The following is a 14,610-nucleotide window of genomic DNA, read 5'->3' on the forward strand; positions in this document are numbered from 1 at the left end:
CGACACTGCATCCGGGTCTGGAGATTTGCGGCGCTTTATGGCGCCACCCTCTCATGCCACACCGCCGCTCTCGGTGCGGTTCACTACCTCGATGAAAAAGGGGAAGCCAAGCTTCCCACTCAGACGGAGACGCAACAATGAAAAAGACGCTAATCGTAGCGGCGGTATCGGGTGTCTGTGCAACGGCGGCGCACGCGCAAAGCAGCGTGACGCTGTATGGCTTGATCGACGCCGGTATCACGTACACGAACAATCAGGGCGGTCACAGCTCGTGGTCGGAGACGAGCGGTTCGATCAACGGCAGCCGGTGGGGGCTGCGCGGCAATGAGGATCTCGGCGGCGGCCTGAAGGCGATCTTCGTGCTCGAGAATGGTTTCGGCATCAACAACGGCACGCTCAAGCAGAACGGTCGCGAATTCGGCCGCCAGGCTTTCGTCGGCCTCGCGCAAGACCAGTTCGGTTCAGTCACGCTGGGCCGTCAATACGACAGCGTGGTGGACTTCATCGGGCCGCTGTCGCTGACCGGCACGCAATACGGCGGCACGCAGTTCGCCCACCCGTTCGACAACGACAACCTGAACAACTCGTTCCGGGTCAACAATTCGGTCAAATACACCAGCACCAACTGGAACGGCTTGAAGTTCGGCGCCTTGTACGGCTTCTCGAACAGCAACCAGTTCTCGAACAATCGCGTGTACAGCGCGGGCGTGTCGTACAGCTACCTGGGCTTCAACCTGGCCGCCGGCTACATGCAGCTGAACAACGACATCAGCGGCCTGACCACGGCCATCGTCAGCAATGCGAACGGCGCGGTGGCGGGCGACAACACGTTCGTCGGCAAACGCCAGCGCGTGTTCGGCGGCGGCCTGACCTACACGTTTGGTCCGGCCACGGCGGGCGTGGTGTTCACGCAAACGCGCGTGAACCAGGCGCTCGGCATCGGCGGCGGCGCCTCGGGTACGTCGGCCGGCATCGCGCTCGACGGCACCTTCGCTCGCTTCAACAACTACGAAGTCAATGCGCGCTACGCGCTGACGCCGGCCCTGTCGGTGGCCGGCTCGTGGACCTACACGGCGGGCTTCCTCGACGGCCGCCATCCGGGCTGGAACCAGTTCAACCTGCAGACCGACTACGCGCTGTCGAAACGCACCGACATCTACCTGCAGGGCGAGTATCAACACGTGAGCACCGACGGCCTCGGCATCGGCGCCTACGTGAACGGCCTGGGCGGCGCATCGTCCACCAACAAGCAGATCGCCGTCACGGCCGGCCTGCGTCATCGCTTCTGACGCAACGCAGCCGCTGCACCATGACAAAAGCGCCCCGCGGGGCGCTTTTTGATTGTCTGGCAAACGGACTGCGACGCTCGCCCCTCCGGGCGGATACGTCACGCAGCCGCCGCCGGATAGCGCACGTCGAGCACGTCGACCGGCTGCGCACCGACCGGCGTCATCAGCGTGACCGTCTCGCCGATGCGCGCCTTCAACAGCGCGCGGGCAATCGGCGACACCCAGCTCACGTGGCCCTGGTCGAGATCAACCTCGTCGACGCCGACAATCGTGATGGTGTGTTCGTCGCCGTCCTCGGTGGCGTAATCGACCGTCGCACCGAAGAACACCTGATCGGTATTCTCCTGGCGGCTCGCGTCGACCACCTCGGCCAGATCGAGCCGCTTGGTCAGGAAGCGGATGCGCCGGTCGATCTCGCGCAAGCGGCGCTTGCCGTAGATGTAATCGCCGTTCTCGGAGCGATCGCCGTTCGAGGCGGCCCACGACACGAGCTTGACCACCTCGGGCCGCGCCTCGTCGATCAGATGCAGCAACTCGTCTCGCAGCCGCTTGTGACCGGCGGGCGTGATGTAGTTTTTCGCGCCGGCCGGAATTTCCGGCAACGCCTGGCCGAGATCGTCGTCGTCATCGCCTTCCGACTCCTTCACAAACGCCTTGTTCATGCTGTTCCGGCTACCTTTCGACTGCCAATGAGATCCTGCAAGGGTACACGAACGCTTCCCGCGAAGAAATTGTGACGGAACTATTCCCTTTCCCTAAAAAGCTTGCTATAGTCTCACTCCTGCGTGCGGCTGTAGCTCAGTTGGATAGAGTACTTGGCTACGAACCAAGGGGTCGTGGGTTCGAATCCTGCCAGCCGCACCAATTTTTAAAACGGGTTGTCTTACGAGACATCCCGGCAGTACACAGCAGTAACCGCTTTGCGTGCGGCTGTAGCTCAGTTGGATAGAGTACTTGGCTACGAACCAAGGGGTCGTGGGTTCGAATCCTGCCAGCCGCACCACCTTTGAAGGGCCTTCCTCCGGGAAGGCCCTTTTGTTTTGCGCGCGCCGTTTCTGTTTGCCTTCTCCGCGCGACGCAACACATCTCCCCTTTTCGCACCGCCATAAAAAAGCGGCACGATGCCGAAGCTTCGTACCGCTTTCGTTTGCCCGTCGCATCGCCTATCCTGCGTGCCGCCAGCCACGCATGGCGCCTCTCAATAGTCCTGCCGATCCCGATCGATCCGCATGCCGCCGTCGTGACGCGCATGGGCCGTATCGTCGCTCGAACGCTCGCGCATGATCCGCATGACGTCCGGGTTCGTGCGCACGCGGCGCATGACGTTGGCGAGGTGCACGCGATCACCGACCTGAATCACGAAGCGCAGGATCGTCGATTCATGCGAGAGATCCTCATCCATCGCGATATGGACGATGTTGGCATCGGCCGAAGTGATATCGGCCGCGACGCGCGCGAAGATGCCCTTGGTGTTCTTGACCAGCACCTTGACCGTGACATCGAACAGGCGGCCTGGCTGCGGCGCCCAAGCGACGTCGATCCAGCGGCCCGGATCGCGGCGGTGAATGCGCTGCGCCACCCGGCAATCGGTCGTGTGGATCGCCATGCCGAGGCCGATGCCGATATAGCCCATGATGGCATCGCCCGGAATCGGCCGGCAGCAGGCCGACAACTGCACCGACATGCCCTCGGTGCCCGTGATCGCCACCGGCGGCGCGTTGTGGGCCGGACGATCGCCGCGCGACATGTCGTCGTCGGCATCGCGCCCGCTCATCAGCACCTCGATGCGCTTGGCCATCACCTGCGGCACGCGGCGGCCGAGGCCGATATCCGCGAAGATTTCCTGGCGGCTCTTGTTGCCCGTCCACTGCACGAGCTTTTCCCAGATTTCCGGCTCGATGTCGGCCAGCGCCAGCCCGTAGCTCTTCAGGCTCTGGTCGACGAGACGCTCGCCCAGTTGCACCGATTCGGTCAGACGCATCGTCTTCAAGTAATGACGAATGGCCGAACGCGCCTTGCCGGTGCGCACGAAGCCGAGCCACACCGGGTTCGGCTTCGAATACGGCGCGGTGATCACCTCGACGATATCGCCGCTCTTCAGCTCGGTACGCAACGGCAGCAGCTCGTTGTTGATCTTGACGGCCACGCACTGGTTGCCGAGATCGCTGTGCACCGCGTAGGCGAAATCGAGCGCCGTGGCGCTGCGCGGCAGCGCCATGATCTTCGACTTCGGCGTGAACACGTAGACGGCATCCGGGAACAGGTCGATCTTGACGTGTTCGAGGAACTCGCTCGAATCACCGGCTTCGCTCTGGATGTCGAGCAGCGACTTGAGCCACTGATGCGCGCGCATCTGCACGTCGTTGAGATCCGCGCCGCCATTCTTGTAGAGCCAATGCGCGGCCACGCCGGCTTCGGCGATCTCGTGCATCTTGCGGGTACGAACCTGGAATTCGATCGGCGCACCGAACGGGCCGACCACCGTCGTATGCAACGACTGGTAGCCGTTCATCTTCGGGATCGCGATGTAATCCTTGAACTTGCCCGGCACCGGCTTGTAGAGCGCATGCAGCGCGCCGATGCAGGTGTAGCACTCGAGCGCATGCTCGACCACCACGCGAAACCCGTACACATCGAGCACCTGCGAGAACGACAACTGCTTGTCGCGCATCTTGCGGTAGATGCTGTAGATCGTCTTTTCACGACCCATGATCTCCGCTTCGAGCTTCGCCTCGCCCACCGTGCGCTGCGCCGATTCGAGGATCTTGCCGATCACTTCACGACGATTGCCGCGCGCGGCCTTCACGGCCTTCTCGAGCGTGGCGTAGCGGTGCGGGTTGAAATTCGCGAAGCTCATGTCCTGCAGCTCGCGATAGGTGTTGTTCAGGCCGAGGCGGTGCGCGATCGGCGCATAAATATCGAGCGTTTCGCGCGCGACGCGGCGGCGCTTTTCCGTCGGCACCGCGCCGAGCGTGCGCATGTTGTGCAACCGATCGGCCAGCTTCACGAGGATCACGCGCACGTCGCGCGCCATCGCCAGCAGCATCTTGCGGAAGTTTTCCGCCTGCGCTTCCTCGCGGCTGCGGAACTCCATCTTGTCGAGCTTCGACAGCCCGTCCACCAGCTCGGCGACCTTCGGCCCGAACCGCTCGGCCAGTTCGCTCTTGGTCACGCCCTGATCTTCCATCACGTCGTGCAGCAGCGCGGCCATGATGGCTTGGGCGTCGAGCTTCCAGCCGGCGCAGATTTCCGCGACGGCGACAGGATGGGTGATGTAGGGTTCGCCGCTCTGGCGATATTGACCGAGGTGGGCTTCGTCACTAAAGTGAAACGCCGCCTTGACCTCTTTGATTTCATCCGGGCCGAGATACTCGGCGAGCGCGGCGGTCAGTTTCGCGATCGAAACGACGCCGTGCTTGCGAGGTTGCTCCGGTGTATTGGTCGGCCCGAACAGATGGCGAAACGATTGTTCGAGGACCGCGTCGATGTATTGCCGCGCCGGCGAGGTGGCCGTGACTTCTTCAGCATGGCCGGCCTCCGCGGAAGCGGACGATGTTGAGTTGCTCATGTTCGCCTCCTCAGGTTGGCACGCCGGTTGTGCGGATTACATGACGGTAAAAGCCGAGTGTGCCTTAAACCGGCACTTTCTTCAGCATCTCGATGCCGACCTGCCCGGCCGCGATCTCGCGCAGCGCGACGACGGTAGGCTTGTCACGGCTTTCGATCTTCGGCGTGTGGCCTTGCGCGAGCTGACGCGCACGATAGGTGGCGGCGAGCGCCAGTTCGAAGCGATTGGGGATTTGCTTCAGGCAGTCTTCGACGGTAATGCGAGCCATGGTGGTATTCCTTCTGAATATGGTGGCTATTCTACCTTATGTCCCTCTTCCACCGCCGTCACTCGGCGTGCGGGAGATGGATGCCCAGCTCGATGAAAAGCTCGGTGTGACGTGCGTACTGCGAAGCGACGCGCAGGCGCGTGGCAGCCACGATCCGCTGCAGCTCCGAAAGCGCCGTCTCGAAATGCTCGTTGATCACCACGTACTCGGCTTCCGAGGCATGTGCGATCTCGCTGCCCGCCGCGAGCAGACGGCGCGTAATCACGTTCGGCTCGTCCTGGCCGCGCTTCTTGAGACGCTCTTCGAGCGCTGCGAGCGACGGCGGCAGAATGAAGATGCCGACCGCATTGCGGAACTGCTTCTTGACCTGCTGCGCGCCCTGCCAGTCGATCTCGAGCAGCACGTCGCGGCCGCGTTGCATCTGTTCCTCGATCCACACGCGCGAGGTGCCATAGTAGTTGCCGTGCACCTCGGCGCTTTCGAGGAATTCGTGGTGCGCGTGACGCGCGCGGAAATCCTCGACGGTGGTGAAGTGGTAATGCTCGCCGTCCTGCTCGCCCGGACGCGGCTTGCGCGTCGTGTACGAGATCGACAGGCAGATTTCGCTGTCCTTGGCGAGCAGCGCGTTCACGAGCGTCGACTTGCCCGCGCCCGACGGCGCCACCACCATGAACAGGTTGCCGGGGTACGCGCCGGCATGCAGCGCGTGCGCTTCTCGGTGCGCGTCTCGGTTCGATTCGGTCATCTTGCGTTACTCCAGGTTTTGCACTTGCTCGCGCAGTTGCTCGATCAGCAGCTTCAGCGCCATCGACGCATCGGCGAGTTCCTTCGCCGCGGCCTTCGAACCGAGCGTGTTCGCTTCGCGATTCAGTTCCTGCATCATGAAGTCGAGACGCTTGCCGACGCGGCCGCCCTTCTCGATCACGTGACGCGTTTCGTTCAGGTGGGCGGTGAGCCGCGACAGTTCTTCGGCGATGTCGATGCGGATGCCGTACATCGTCACTTCCTGGCGAATGCGTTCGGCGGCTTCCTCGCGCGTCACGACCGTCTGGCCGCTTTCCGAGGCGGCCAGGCCGAGCGCTTCCTGCAGGCGCTCGACGATCTTCTGCTGATGCTTGGCGATCAGCTCCGGCACGAGCGGCGTGATGCGCGCGACGATCGCTTCCATTTCGGTGACGTTGCCGAGCAGCATCGCGGCCAGTTGCGCGCCTTCGCGCTGGCGCACCACCACCAGGTCGCCGATCGCTTCCTTGCCGCAGGCCAGCACGGCTTCGCGCAGCGTTTCCGCCGACACGCCGCTCTCGGCGAGCACGCCGGGCCAGCGCAGCACTTCGCCGGTACGCAGCCGTTCCGAATTGGGGAACGACACGAGCACCGCGCGTTCGAGTTCGGCGAGCTGGTCGAGCGCCTCGCGGTTCAGCGCGCCGGCCTGGCTCATCTGCTCGCTGCGTTGCAGGTTGATGCGCACGTCCACCTTGCCGCGCGAGAGCTTGTTCATCAGCATCTCGCGCAGGGCCGGTTCGCACGCGCGCACGTCGTCGGGCATGCGGAAATTCAGGTCGAGGAAACGCGAATTCACCGTACGCAGTTCGACCGACACGCTGGTGGCGCCGTTACCCGAGTTGGCCACGAGTTCGCGGGTCGCGCTCGCATAGCCCGTCATGCTGTAGATCATGGTTGGTCTCGCCGGTGAGGGGGCCGACACGGCCCGAGAATCCAGAGGCGCCCGGTGCGCACGAGGCACGGGGCGCGAAACCGGCATTATCCCATTTTTGGCGGCGTCCTCGCCCGTGCAAGCAGTTCGCCTGCGCCGCATCGCGGCCCGGTGCGGCGGCGGCATGCGCGGTAAAATCGCGGTTTCCCTCCGGACGCCTCACTTCCTCATGACGAATTCCTCTTCCCGCCCGAGCGGCCGCCTGGCGAACCAGCTGCGCGATGTGCGTCTGACCCGCCATTACACGAAGCATGCCGAAGGCTCGGTGCTCGTCGAATTCGGCGATACGAAGGTGATCTGCACGGCCAGCGTGGTCGAGCGCGTGCCCGAGTTCCTGCGCGATCGCGGCCAGGGCTGGATGACGGCCGAGTACGGCATGCTGCCGCGCGCCACCAACACGCGTAACGACCGCGAGGCCGCGCGCGGCAAGCAGACCGGCCGCACCCAGGAAATCCAGCGCCTGATCGGCCGCGCGCTGCGCGCCGTGGTCGATCTCGAACAACTCGGCCCGCGCACCATCCATATCGATTGCGACGTGATCCAGGCCGACGGCGGCACGCGCACGGCCAGCATCACCGGCGCGTTCGTGGCCGTGCAGGATGCCGTGGCCGGGCTGATCTCCGCGGGCAAGCTGGCCAAGTCGCCGATCAACGATTCGGTCGCGGCGATCTCGGTGGGCGTGTATCGGGGCACGCCGGTGCTCGACCTCGACTACGCCGAGGATTCGAAGTGCGACACCGACATGAACGTGGTGATGACCGGCGCGGGCGGCCTGGTGGAAGTGCAAGGCACGGCCGAAGGCGTGCCGTTCACGCGCGACGAGATGAACGCGCTGCTCGATCTCGCGCAGAAGGGCATCGGCGAACTGATCGCGCTGCAACACGCCGCGCGGGACGCCTGACATGACGCTCGCCAACGCTCCCTCGCCCGCCGGCTTGTCGCGGATCGTGCTCGCGTCGAACAACGCGGGCAAGCTGCGCGAATTCGCGGCGCTGTTCGAGACGGTCGGCATCGAGATCGTTCCGCAGGGCCAGCTCGACGTGAGCGAAGCCGAGGAACCGTATCTGACCTTCATCGAGAACGCGCTGACCAAGGCGCGCCACGCATCGCGCGCCACCGGCCTGCCGGCGATCGCCGACGATTCGGGCCTCTGCGTGCGCGCGCTGCACGGCGCGCCGGGCGTGCATTCCGCGCGCTATGCGCAGAGCGCCGGCTTCGAGAAGAGCGACGCGGCCAACAACGCGCATCTGGTCGAGCAACTGCGTGGCGTCGACGACCGCCGCGCCTATTACTGCTGCGTGCTGGCGCTGGTTCGTCATCCCGACGATCCCGAGCCGCTGTTCGCCGAGGGCCGCTGGCATGGCGAGGTGGTCGATGCGCCGCGCGGCGAGCACGGCTTCGGCTACGATCCGCATTTCCTGCTGCCGGCGCTGAACGCCACCGTGGCCGAGCTGGCGCCGGCCGTCAAGAACACCGTCAGCCATCGCGCGCTCGCGCTGCGCGCCTTGCTCGCGCGGCTCGGAGAAGACGCGTGAGCCAGGCCGCCGAAACCGGGCAGCGCATCGTCGCGACCTTCGCGTCGCCGGGCAAGGTGCGCCTCACCGCCCTGCCGCCGCTCGCGCTCTACGTGCATTTCCCGTGGTGCGTGCGCAAGTGCCCATACTGCGATTTCAATTCGCACGAGTGGAAGGGCGAGCGCTTTCCCGAGCAGCAATACCTCGATGCGGTGCGCGCCGATCTCGAACAGGCGCTGCCGTTCGTGTGGGGCCGCCAGGTGCACACGATCTTCATCGGTGGCGGCACGCCGAGCCTGCTGTCGGCGGCCGGCCTCGACCGCCTGCTGTCCGACGTGCGTGCGCTGCTGCCGCTCGACGCCGACGCCGAAATCACGCTCGAAGCGAACCCGGGCACCTTCGAGGCCGCCAAGTTCGCGCAGTTCCGGGCGAGCGGCGTGAACCGGCTGTCGATCGGCATCCAGAGCTTCAACGAAGCGCACCTGAAGGCGCTCGGGCGCATCCACGACACGGCGCAGGCGCGCGCCGCCGTCGAGATCGCCGCGAATACGTTCGACAACTTCAATCTCGACCTGATGTTCGCGCTGCCGAAGCAGACGCTCGACGAATGCCGCGCCGACATCGAGACGGCGCTGTCGTACGCACCACCGCATCTGTCGCTGTACCACCTGACGCTCGAACCGAACACGCTGTTCGCCAGGTTCCCGCCGACCGTGCCCGACGACGACGCGTCGGCCGACATGCAGGAATGGATCCACGAGCGCACGATGCAGGCGGGCTACGGCCGCTACGAGGTGTCCGCGTATGCGCAGCCGAACCGGCAGTGCAAGCACAACCTCAACTACTGGCGCTTCGGCGATTACCTCGGGGTGGGCGCGGGCGCGCACACCAAGCTGTCGTTTCCGAACCGCATCCTGCGTCAGGCGCGCTACAAGCATCCCGGCACCTACATGGAGCAGGCGATGGCCGGCACGCCGGTTCAGGAGGAGCGCGAGGTCGGGCCGCGCGACCTGCCGTTCGAATTCATGCTGAACACGCTGCGGCTCGCCGAGGGCTTTCCGGTGGCCAGCTACGCCGAACGCACGGGGCTGCCGCTGCGCACCATCGAGCCGGCGCTGGCCGAGGCCGAACGGCGCGGGCTGATCATGCGCGACTACGAACGCATCGCGCCGACGCCGCTCGGGCAGCGTTTTCTCAACGATCTGCAGGAGCTGTTCCTGCGTGACGACGACGAGGACGACAAGGACGGCAACGCGGGTTGATGCGCTTCACGGCATCGCTCGCAAAGCCGAAAACAGCGCCGGCATTTCGGTTACAATGCCGGCCGTGGAAGCGTGGCCGAGTGGTTTAAGGCACCGGTCTTGAAAACCGGCGACGGGCAACCGTCCGTGAGTTCGAATCTCACCGCTTCCGCCAGTCCTTCCCTTCCTCCGCTTCGACCGAAGCAACGCTTCCCCGCGAATGACGATCCGATCCTGCCTCCTCGGCACGAACACGGCTTCATATCGTCGCGGCGGCATTTTTGCATTTCATCACGACTGTTATTGCCGCGTGCTATAAACCAAGTGGCACCCATTTCAGCGCGTTCGTGAGCACATGTTCCTTGCAATTCCACTCGTTGCGGCGGCACGGCAACGCGCACGCGATATCCATGATTTGTCGTCGTTCGCCGGGCGGGCTCTCTGGCCCGCCTTCCGGCGTACCGTCACGCAATTCCCCGAACCCGAAATCATATTTCTGCCATTGGGAGGCACGAAATGCCGGAGTACTACGTCACCGCCCGCGTCATGCTGTTCAAGGATGACAAGCGGACCAAGGAATATCCTCTCGACTCCAAGGAGTACAGGAAGCTGCATGCCGAAATGCATGCGCGCGGCTACGTACGCTATGTGATCGACGACAGCAGCCAGGTGATGTATCGCTTGCCCCCCGGGGAATACAACCTCGAAATCTCCGCGATGGATGCCGTTTCGGCGCGCACCGAAGCACTATCGCTGGCCTGCGCCGCCGCGACGAGCTCCACCTCGAAGCATCGTTATCTGACTTATGTGACCGGCGACGGCGGCCGCATCTGGGCGCAGCTCGGCACGTTCAAGAAAGACCCGGACGCACTGCCGGACGTGCAGCCGTAAGCCCCACGAATCGCCGCCAGCCGCGCGGCGCATCGGCCCGATGCGAGTTCCGCTTTCATACGCGCCGCCAGCGTCTATGCTGGAAACGTCCGAACGCTCGCGCACGGTCGTTTCCATGCTCACACGCTCTGCCCCCCTTCGCTTCGATCCCGCCTCGCCGATCAGGCCAAGGCCGGCGCATCGCATCGCGCGCCTGGCCGTGTTGCTGGCCGGCGCCCTCGCCGCCGCCGGCTGCACCGTCACGCTGCCGCAGCGCGCGCTGATCCTGTCGCCCACGCCGGGCGCCAGCGCCAACACCCAGGCCAGCTATCGCGACGATGTGGCCCGGCAGATCCTCGACGCGAACGCCTCGCGCGTGTTGCACGGCACGCCGCAGGCGATGCTGCGCTCGCTCGTGGTGGTGGCCTTCACCGTCGATCGCGACGGGCGGCTGGTGCGCGCGTCGGTCTATCGCAGCAACGGCGACGACGGCGCCGAGGCGATCGCCCTGCAATCGCTGCGCCGTGCCGCGCCGCTGCCCCGCCCGCCCACGGGCCTGCTCGACGGGCGCGGCCAGATCGAGATGATGGAAAGCTGGCTGTTCAACGACAACGGTCAGTTCCAGTTGCGCACGCGGGCCACGCAGCAGGCGCAGACGATCGATTGACCCCGCCGCGCACTGCGACAAAAGCGCACCGGGCCGCTTGCTATAATTCGCCGCTACCCGATCCGTCGTTCAGGACGGCTCGCCACGTTCCGCCTACCCGGCCGGCCCGTCGCGCGAGCCCGACAAGGCCGCTTGCGCGACGCGCGCAGCCCGCCCCGGATGCATCGCCGGCCCTCGAAGCCGGCACCCGCGCCGCCGCCTTGCGCAGCGCCGCGGGATGAAACGAATTGAGACCCGATCACCCGAGCCGCCCCGCACGCGGTTCGAACCCGCACCACGGAACCATCATGTCCTCTACCTCTCCCGCCGCCGGCACCGCGTCGCACGGCTCGCAGCCGGTCAGCCACCGGCGCATCGTGTTCGCGAGCTTCATCGGCACCGCCATCGAGTTCTACGATTTCTACGTCTACGCCACGGCCGCCGCGCTCGTGATCGGGCCGGTGTTCTTCCCGCACGGCTCGGCCACGGCGCAGGCGCTGTCGGCGTTCGTCACGTTCGGCATCGCGTTCATCGCGCGGCCGATCGGCTCGTTCCTGTTCGGTCACTTCGGCGACCGCTTCGGCCGCAAATCGACCCTGGTCGCCTCGCTGCTGGTGATGGGCGTATCGACCACCGCGATCGGCTTCGTGCCCGGCTACGACACGATCGGCGCGCTTGCCCCGGTGCTGCTCTGCGTGCTGCGCTTCGGCCAGGGCATCGGCCTCGGCGGCGAATGGGGCGGCGCGGCGCTGCTGGCCACCGAACACGCACCGGCCGGCAAGCGCGGCTGGTTCGGCATGTTCCCGCAGCTCGGCCCGTCGATCGGCTTCCTGATGTCCAACGGCCTGTTCTTCGCGCTCGCCATCGGTCTGTCGGACGAGCAGTTCCGCAGCTGGGGCTGGCGCGTGCCGTTCCTGGTCAGCGCGGCGCTGGTGGCCGTCGGTTTGTATGTCCGCCTGAAGATCACGGAAACCCCGGCGTTCCAAGCCGCGATCGATCGCAACGAGCGCGTGCGCATGCCGGTCGCCTCGCTGCTGTCGCAGCACTGGGCGCCGACGCTGCTCGGCGCGCTGGCGATGGTCGTCTGCTACACGCTGTTCTATATCTCGACGGTGTTCTCGCTGTCGTATGGCGTCAGCGCGCTGCACATCGCGCGCCCGAGCTTCCTCGGCCTGCTCTGCATCGCGGTGGTGTTCATGGCGATCGCCACGCCGCTGTCGGCCTGGGCCTCGGACCGCTTCGGCCGCAAGCCGGTGCTGATCGCGGGCGGGATCGCCGCGCTGCTGTCGGGCTTCACGATGGAACCGCTGCTCGGCAGCGGCTCGATGCCGCTGATCGCGCTGTTCCTGATCATCGAGCTGTTTCTGATGGGCGTGACGTTCGCGCCGATGGGCGCGCTGCTGCCGGAGCTGTTCCCGACCAACGTGCGTTACACCGGGGCCGGCGTGGCCTACAACCTCGGCGGCATCCTCGGCGCGTCGATCGCGCCGTACATCGCGCAGGTGCTGGCCGCGCAGGGCGGGCTGTCGTGGGTCGGCGGCTACGTGTCGACGGCGGCGGTGATCAGCCTGATCGGTGTGCTGCTGATGCGCGAGACACGCGACACCAGGCTGATGTGATCGCCGGTGGCGGGCGAGGCGGTACATGCCGTGCCGCCCCGCCCGCCGCCGATCAATACACCACGACGTGCGCCGGGTGGTAATACACGGGCCGCGCCGGCACGATCACGCAGCCGGCCAGCACGATCGCGGCGAGCGCGACGACGAACAGGGTTCGTTTCATGATCGCGCGCCTCAGGCCCAGTGGCCGCGCACCCAGACCCAGCTCGGGCCGCGCGCATCCCAGTGGCCCGGCACCCAGTGCAGGCCCACCTGCTCGGCTTCCCAATGGCCGCGAACCCACACATAGCGGCCGTGCTCCCAGCACCAGTGGCCGTGATCCCAGACATAGCCGACGCGCGTCGCCGGCACCACTTCGTAGCGCACCGGCGGCGGTGCGCTCGGCGCGACGATCACGACTTCCTCGGCACTCGCCGAGAGCGGTGCGACGGCCGAGCACAACGCCGTGGCGGCCAGTGCAAACGGAACCAGATAGCGAGTAGCAGTGCGAATCATATGAAGCTCCTTGTTGTCGTTCGATTCGGATACGCATCAATGCGTGCCTACCGGTTCAATGCGCGAGCCCGGGCAATGGCCGACAGACGCCGTGTTACGGCGGGGGGCAAAGTGCAACAGCCGGTAAGTGCGGAAATCGGAATGAAAGACGGCGCGCGCGATTCGAAAGAATCAACGGCAAGACGGCATGAACATCGGAGCAATGCGCGCGCGAGGCGGCGAGCCCTGGCGAGGCGGGAAACGATGCCGGGAGCGGGGAAAACCGCGCACCGCAGAACGCGATGCGCGGCGATCGATCAGGACTGCGGAATCTCGATCTTGACCTCGAGCACTTCGAGGTTGTCCTGGTGTTCGAGGCTGACGCGGATATCGTCGTTCGAAATCTTTACGTACTTCTGAATGACTTCGAGCAACTCCTTCTGCAGCGCCGGCAGGTAATCCGCCGGCGGCCGGCCGCCGATGCGCTCGTGCGCGATGATCAGCTGCAGGCGCTCTTTCGCGACGGCGGCGGATTTTTCTTCTCCCCGAGGAGAAACGAAAGGATCGACATGAGGCGTCTCCGTTACTTGCTGCGGAAAAGGCGTTGCAGCAGGCCCGGCTTGATGTACTCGACGAAACGCAGCGGTTTTTCTTCGCCGAGGAAGCGTGACACCACGTCCTTGTAGGCTTCGGCCACGTCGGTGCCGTCGAGGTGAACGGCAGGCAAGCCCTGGTTGGACGCGTGCAGCACGGCTTCCGATTCCGGGATCACGCCGATCAGCTTGATGCGCAGGATTTCGCTGATGTCTTCGAGCGACAGCATTTCGCCTTCGCTGACGCGCTTCGGGTTGTAGCGCGTGATCAGCAGGTGTTCCTTGATCGGATCGCCGCCGTCGGCCGCGCGCTTGGTCTTGGACGACAGGATGCCGAGGATGCGGTCCGAATCGCGCACCGACGACACTTCCGGGTTCGTCACCACCACCGCTTCGTCGGCGAAATACATCGCGTGCAGTGCGCCCGATTCGATACCGGCCGGCGAATCGCAGACGATGTAGTCGAAATCCATCGCGATCAGGTCGTTGATGACCTTCTCGACGCCATCGCGCGTCAGCGCATCCTTGTCACGCGTTTGCGACGCCGGCAGGATGAACAGGTTCTCGCACTGCTTGTCCTTGATCAGCGCCTGGTTCAGGTTCGCTTCGCCCTGGATCACGTTGACCAGGTCGTACACCACGCGGCGCTCGCAGCCCATGATCAGGTCGAGGTTGCGCAGGCCGACGTCGAAGTCGATCACGGCCGTCTTGTGGCCGCGCAGCGCCAGCCCGGAGGCAAAGCTCGCGCTCGTCGTCGTCTTGCCGACACCGCCCTTGCCCGAAGTCACCACGATGATTTTTGCCATTACCCTAC

General features: G+C 65.2%; 14 protein-coding genes, 3 tRNA genes and 1 pseudogene. 10 read left to right on the plus strand and 8 right to left on the minus strand.

Annotated elements, in window-relative coordinates:
- Window positions 1-137 precede the first annotated feature (137 nt).
- Window positions 138-1,289 carry a porin gene (locus tag AB4851_RS31360; protein ID WP_414444176.1) on the plus strand — a complete coding sequence of 384 codons (1,152 nt, stop codon included), beginning with the start codon at window positions 138-140 and terminating at the stop codon, window positions 1,287-1,289.
- Window positions 1,290-1,387: 98 nt separating this feature from the next.
- Here the strand turns inward: AB4851_RS31360 and greB are convergent, their stop codons facing one another.
- A complete protein-coding gene (gene greB / locus AB4851_RS31365; RefSeq protein WP_414444175.1) occupies window positions 1,388-1,951 on the minus strand; it encodes a transcription elongation factor GreB in 564 nt (187 codons plus the stop codon).
- Window positions 1,952-2,076: 125 nt separating this feature from the next.
- Between greB and AB4851_RS31370 the strand changes: the two genes are divergently transcribed.
- A tRNA-Arg gene (locus AB4851_RS31370) sits at window positions 2,077-2,153 on the plus strand.
- Between the two features lie 62 nt (window positions 2,154-2,215).
- Window positions 2,216-2,292: transfer RNA gene (locus AB4851_RS31375), tRNA-Arg, on the plus strand.
- Between the two features lie 195 nt (window positions 2,293-2,487).
- Here AB4851_RS31375 and AB4851_RS31380 read toward each other — a convergent pair.
- The 4 genes from AB4851_RS31380 to AB4851_RS31395 all read right to left on the minus strand — a co-directional run bounded on the left by AB4851_RS31380 (window position 2,488) and on the right by AB4851_RS31395 (window position 6,800).
- A complete protein-coding gene (locus tag AB4851_RS31380; RefSeq protein ID WP_414444174.1) occupies window positions 2,488-4,857 on the minus strand; it encodes a RelA/SpoT family protein in 2,370 nt (789 codons plus the stop codon).
- Window positions 4,858-4,921: 64 nt separating this feature from the next.
- The gene (rpoZ, locus tag AB4851_RS31385; RefSeq protein WP_006999799.1) at window positions 4,922-5,125 is read right to left on the minus strand and encodes a DNA-directed RNA polymerase subunit omega; all 204 of its coding nucleotides are present in this window, start codon (window positions 5,123-5,125) and stop codon (window positions 4,922-4,924) included.
- Between the two features lie 58 nt (window positions 5,126-5,183).
- A complete protein-coding gene (gene gmk, locus AB4851_RS31390; RefSeq protein ID WP_414450176.1) occupies window positions 5,184-5,870 on the minus strand; it encodes a guanylate kinase in 687 nt (228 codons plus the stop codon).
- A gap of 6 nt (window positions 5,871-5,876) precedes the next feature.
- Entirely contained in the window at window positions 5,877-6,800 is a 924-nt protein-coding gene (locus AB4851_RS31395) for a YicC/YloC family endoribonuclease (RefSeq protein ID WP_414444172.1), read from the minus strand.
- Between the two features lie 208 nt (window positions 6,801-7,008).
- Here AB4851_RS31395 and rph point away from each other — a divergent pair, with 208 nt between their 5' ends.
- From rph to AB4851_RS31430, 7 genes are all read left to right on the plus strand, one after another.
- Window positions 7,009-7,740 (plus strand): ribonuclease PH, encoded by a 732-nt coding sequence (gene rph, locus AB4851_RS31400; RefSeq protein ID WP_414450177.1) that lies wholly within the window; start codon window positions 7,009-7,011, stop codon window positions 7,738-7,740.
- Between the two features lies 1 nt (window position 7,741).
- Window positions 7,742-8,374, plus strand: a complete 633-nt coding sequence (gene rdgB / locus AB4851_RS31405) for an RdgB/HAM1 family non-canonical purine NTP pyrophosphatase (RefSeq protein ID WP_414444170.1) — start codon at window positions 7,742-7,744, stop codon at window positions 8,372-8,374.
- Window positions 8,371-9,615 carry a radical SAM family heme chaperone HemW gene (gene hemW, locus AB4851_RS31410; RefSeq protein ID WP_414450178.1) on the plus strand — a complete coding sequence of 415 codons (1,245 nt, stop codon included), beginning with the start codon at window positions 8,371-8,373 and terminating at the stop codon, window positions 9,613-9,615. The genes rdgB and hemW overlap by 4 nt, the downstream gene beginning before the upstream one ends.
- A gap of 66 nt (window positions 9,616-9,681) precedes the next feature.
- Window positions 9,682-9,769, plus strand: a tRNA-Ser gene (locus tag AB4851_RS31415).
- A 341-nt stretch (window positions 9,770-10,110) separates the two neighbouring features.
- Complete coding sequence (locus AB4851_RS31420) at window positions 10,111-10,485, plus strand: hypothetical protein (protein WP_414450179.1); 375 nt, start codon at window positions 10,111-10,113, stop codon at window positions 10,483-10,485.
- 115 nt (window positions 10,486-10,600) lie between these two features.
- Window positions 10,601-11,131, plus strand: coding sequence for an energy transducer TonB (locus AB4851_RS31425; RefSeq protein ID WP_414450180.1), 531 nt, complete (start codon window positions 10,601-10,603; stop codon window positions 11,129-11,131).
- A 287-nt stretch (window positions 11,132-11,418) separates the two neighbouring features.
- A complete protein-coding gene (locus tag AB4851_RS31430; RefSeq protein ID WP_414450181.1) occupies window positions 11,419-12,729 on the plus strand; it encodes an MFS transporter in 1,311 nt (436 codons plus the stop codon).
- Between the two features lie 174 nt (window positions 12,730-12,903).
- Here the strand turns inward: AB4851_RS31430 and AB4851_RS31435 are convergent, their stop codons facing one another.
- The 3 genes and pseudogenes from AB4851_RS31435 to minD all read right to left on the minus strand — a co-directional run bounded on the left by AB4851_RS31435 (window position 12,904) and on the right by minD (window position 14,602).
- Window positions 12,904-13,224: a YXWGXW repeat-containing protein gene (locus AB4851_RS31435; protein WP_414450182.1), complete on the minus strand. Its 321-nt coding sequence runs from the start codon at window positions 13,222-13,224 to the stop codon at window positions 12,904-12,906.
- Window positions 13,225-13,520: 296 nt separating this feature from the next.
- Window positions 13,521-13,774 (minus strand): annotated as a pseudogene (gene minE, locus AB4851_RS31440) (cell division topological specificity factor MinE).
- Window positions 13,775-13,786: 12 nt separating this feature from the next.
- Window positions 13,787-14,602: a septum site-determining protein MinD gene (gene minD, locus AB4851_RS31445; protein ID WP_414444164.1), complete on the minus strand. Its 816-nt coding sequence runs from the start codon at window positions 14,600-14,602 to the stop codon at window positions 13,787-13,789.
- Between the last annotated feature and the right edge of the window lie 8 nt (window positions 14,603-14,610).

It is taken from the genome of Burkholderia sp. 22PA0099 (assembly GCF_047497165.1).
Classification (GTDB): domain Bacteria; phylum Pseudomonadota; class Gammaproteobacteria; order Burkholderiales; family Burkholderiaceae; genus Burkholderia.

Bases quoted from the DNA above. Each gene is read 5' to 3' on its own strand.
- AB4851_RS31360 (WP_414444176.1), top strand. From the start codon at position 138: ATGAAAAAGACGCTAATCGTAGCGGCGGTATCGGGTGTCTGTGCAACG.
- greB (WP_414444175.1), bottom strand. From the start codon at position 1,951: ATGAACAAGGCGTTTGTGAAGGAGTCGGAAGGCGATGACGACGACGAT.
- AB4851_RS31380 (WP_414444174.1), bottom strand. From the start codon at position 4,857: ATGAGCAACTCAACATCGTCCGCTTCCGCGGAGGCCGGCCATGCTGAA.
- rpoZ (WP_006999799.1), bottom strand. From the start codon at position 5,125: ATGGCTCGCATTACCGTCGAAGACTGCCTGAAGCAAATCCCCAATCGC.
- gmk (WP_414450176.1), bottom strand. From the start codon at position 5,870: ATGACCGAATCGAACCGAGACGCGCACCGAGAAGCGCACGCGCTGCAT.
- AB4851_RS31395 (WP_414444172.1), bottom strand. From the start codon at position 6,800: ATGATCTACAGCATGACGGGCTATGCGAGCGCGACCCGCGAACTCGTG.
- rph (WP_414450177.1), top strand. From the start codon at position 7,009: ATGACGAATTCCTCTTCCCGCCCGAGCGGCCGCCTGGCGAACCAGCTG.
- rdgB (WP_414444170.1), top strand. From the start codon at position 7,742: ATGACGCTCGCCAACGCTCCCTCGCCCGCCGGCTTGTCGCGGATCGTG.
- AB4851_RS31420 (WP_414450179.1), top strand. From the start codon at position 10,111: ATGCCGGAGTACTACGTCACCGCCCGCGTCATGCTGTTCAAGGATGAC.
- AB4851_RS31425 (WP_414450180.1), top strand. From the start codon at position 10,601: ATGCTCACACGCTCTGCCCCCCTTCGCTTCGATCCCGCCTCGCCGATC.
- AB4851_RS31430 (WP_414450181.1), top strand. From the start codon at position 11,419: ATGTCCTCTACCTCTCCCGCCGCCGGCACCGCGTCGCACGGCTCGCAG.
- AB4851_RS31435 (WP_414450182.1), bottom strand. From the start codon at position 13,224: ATGATTCGCACTGCTACTCGCTATCTGGTTCCGTTTGCACTGGCCGCC.
- minD (WP_414444164.1), bottom strand. From the start codon at position 14,602: ATGGCAAAAATCATCGTGGTGACTTCGGGCAAGGGCGGTGTCGGCAAG.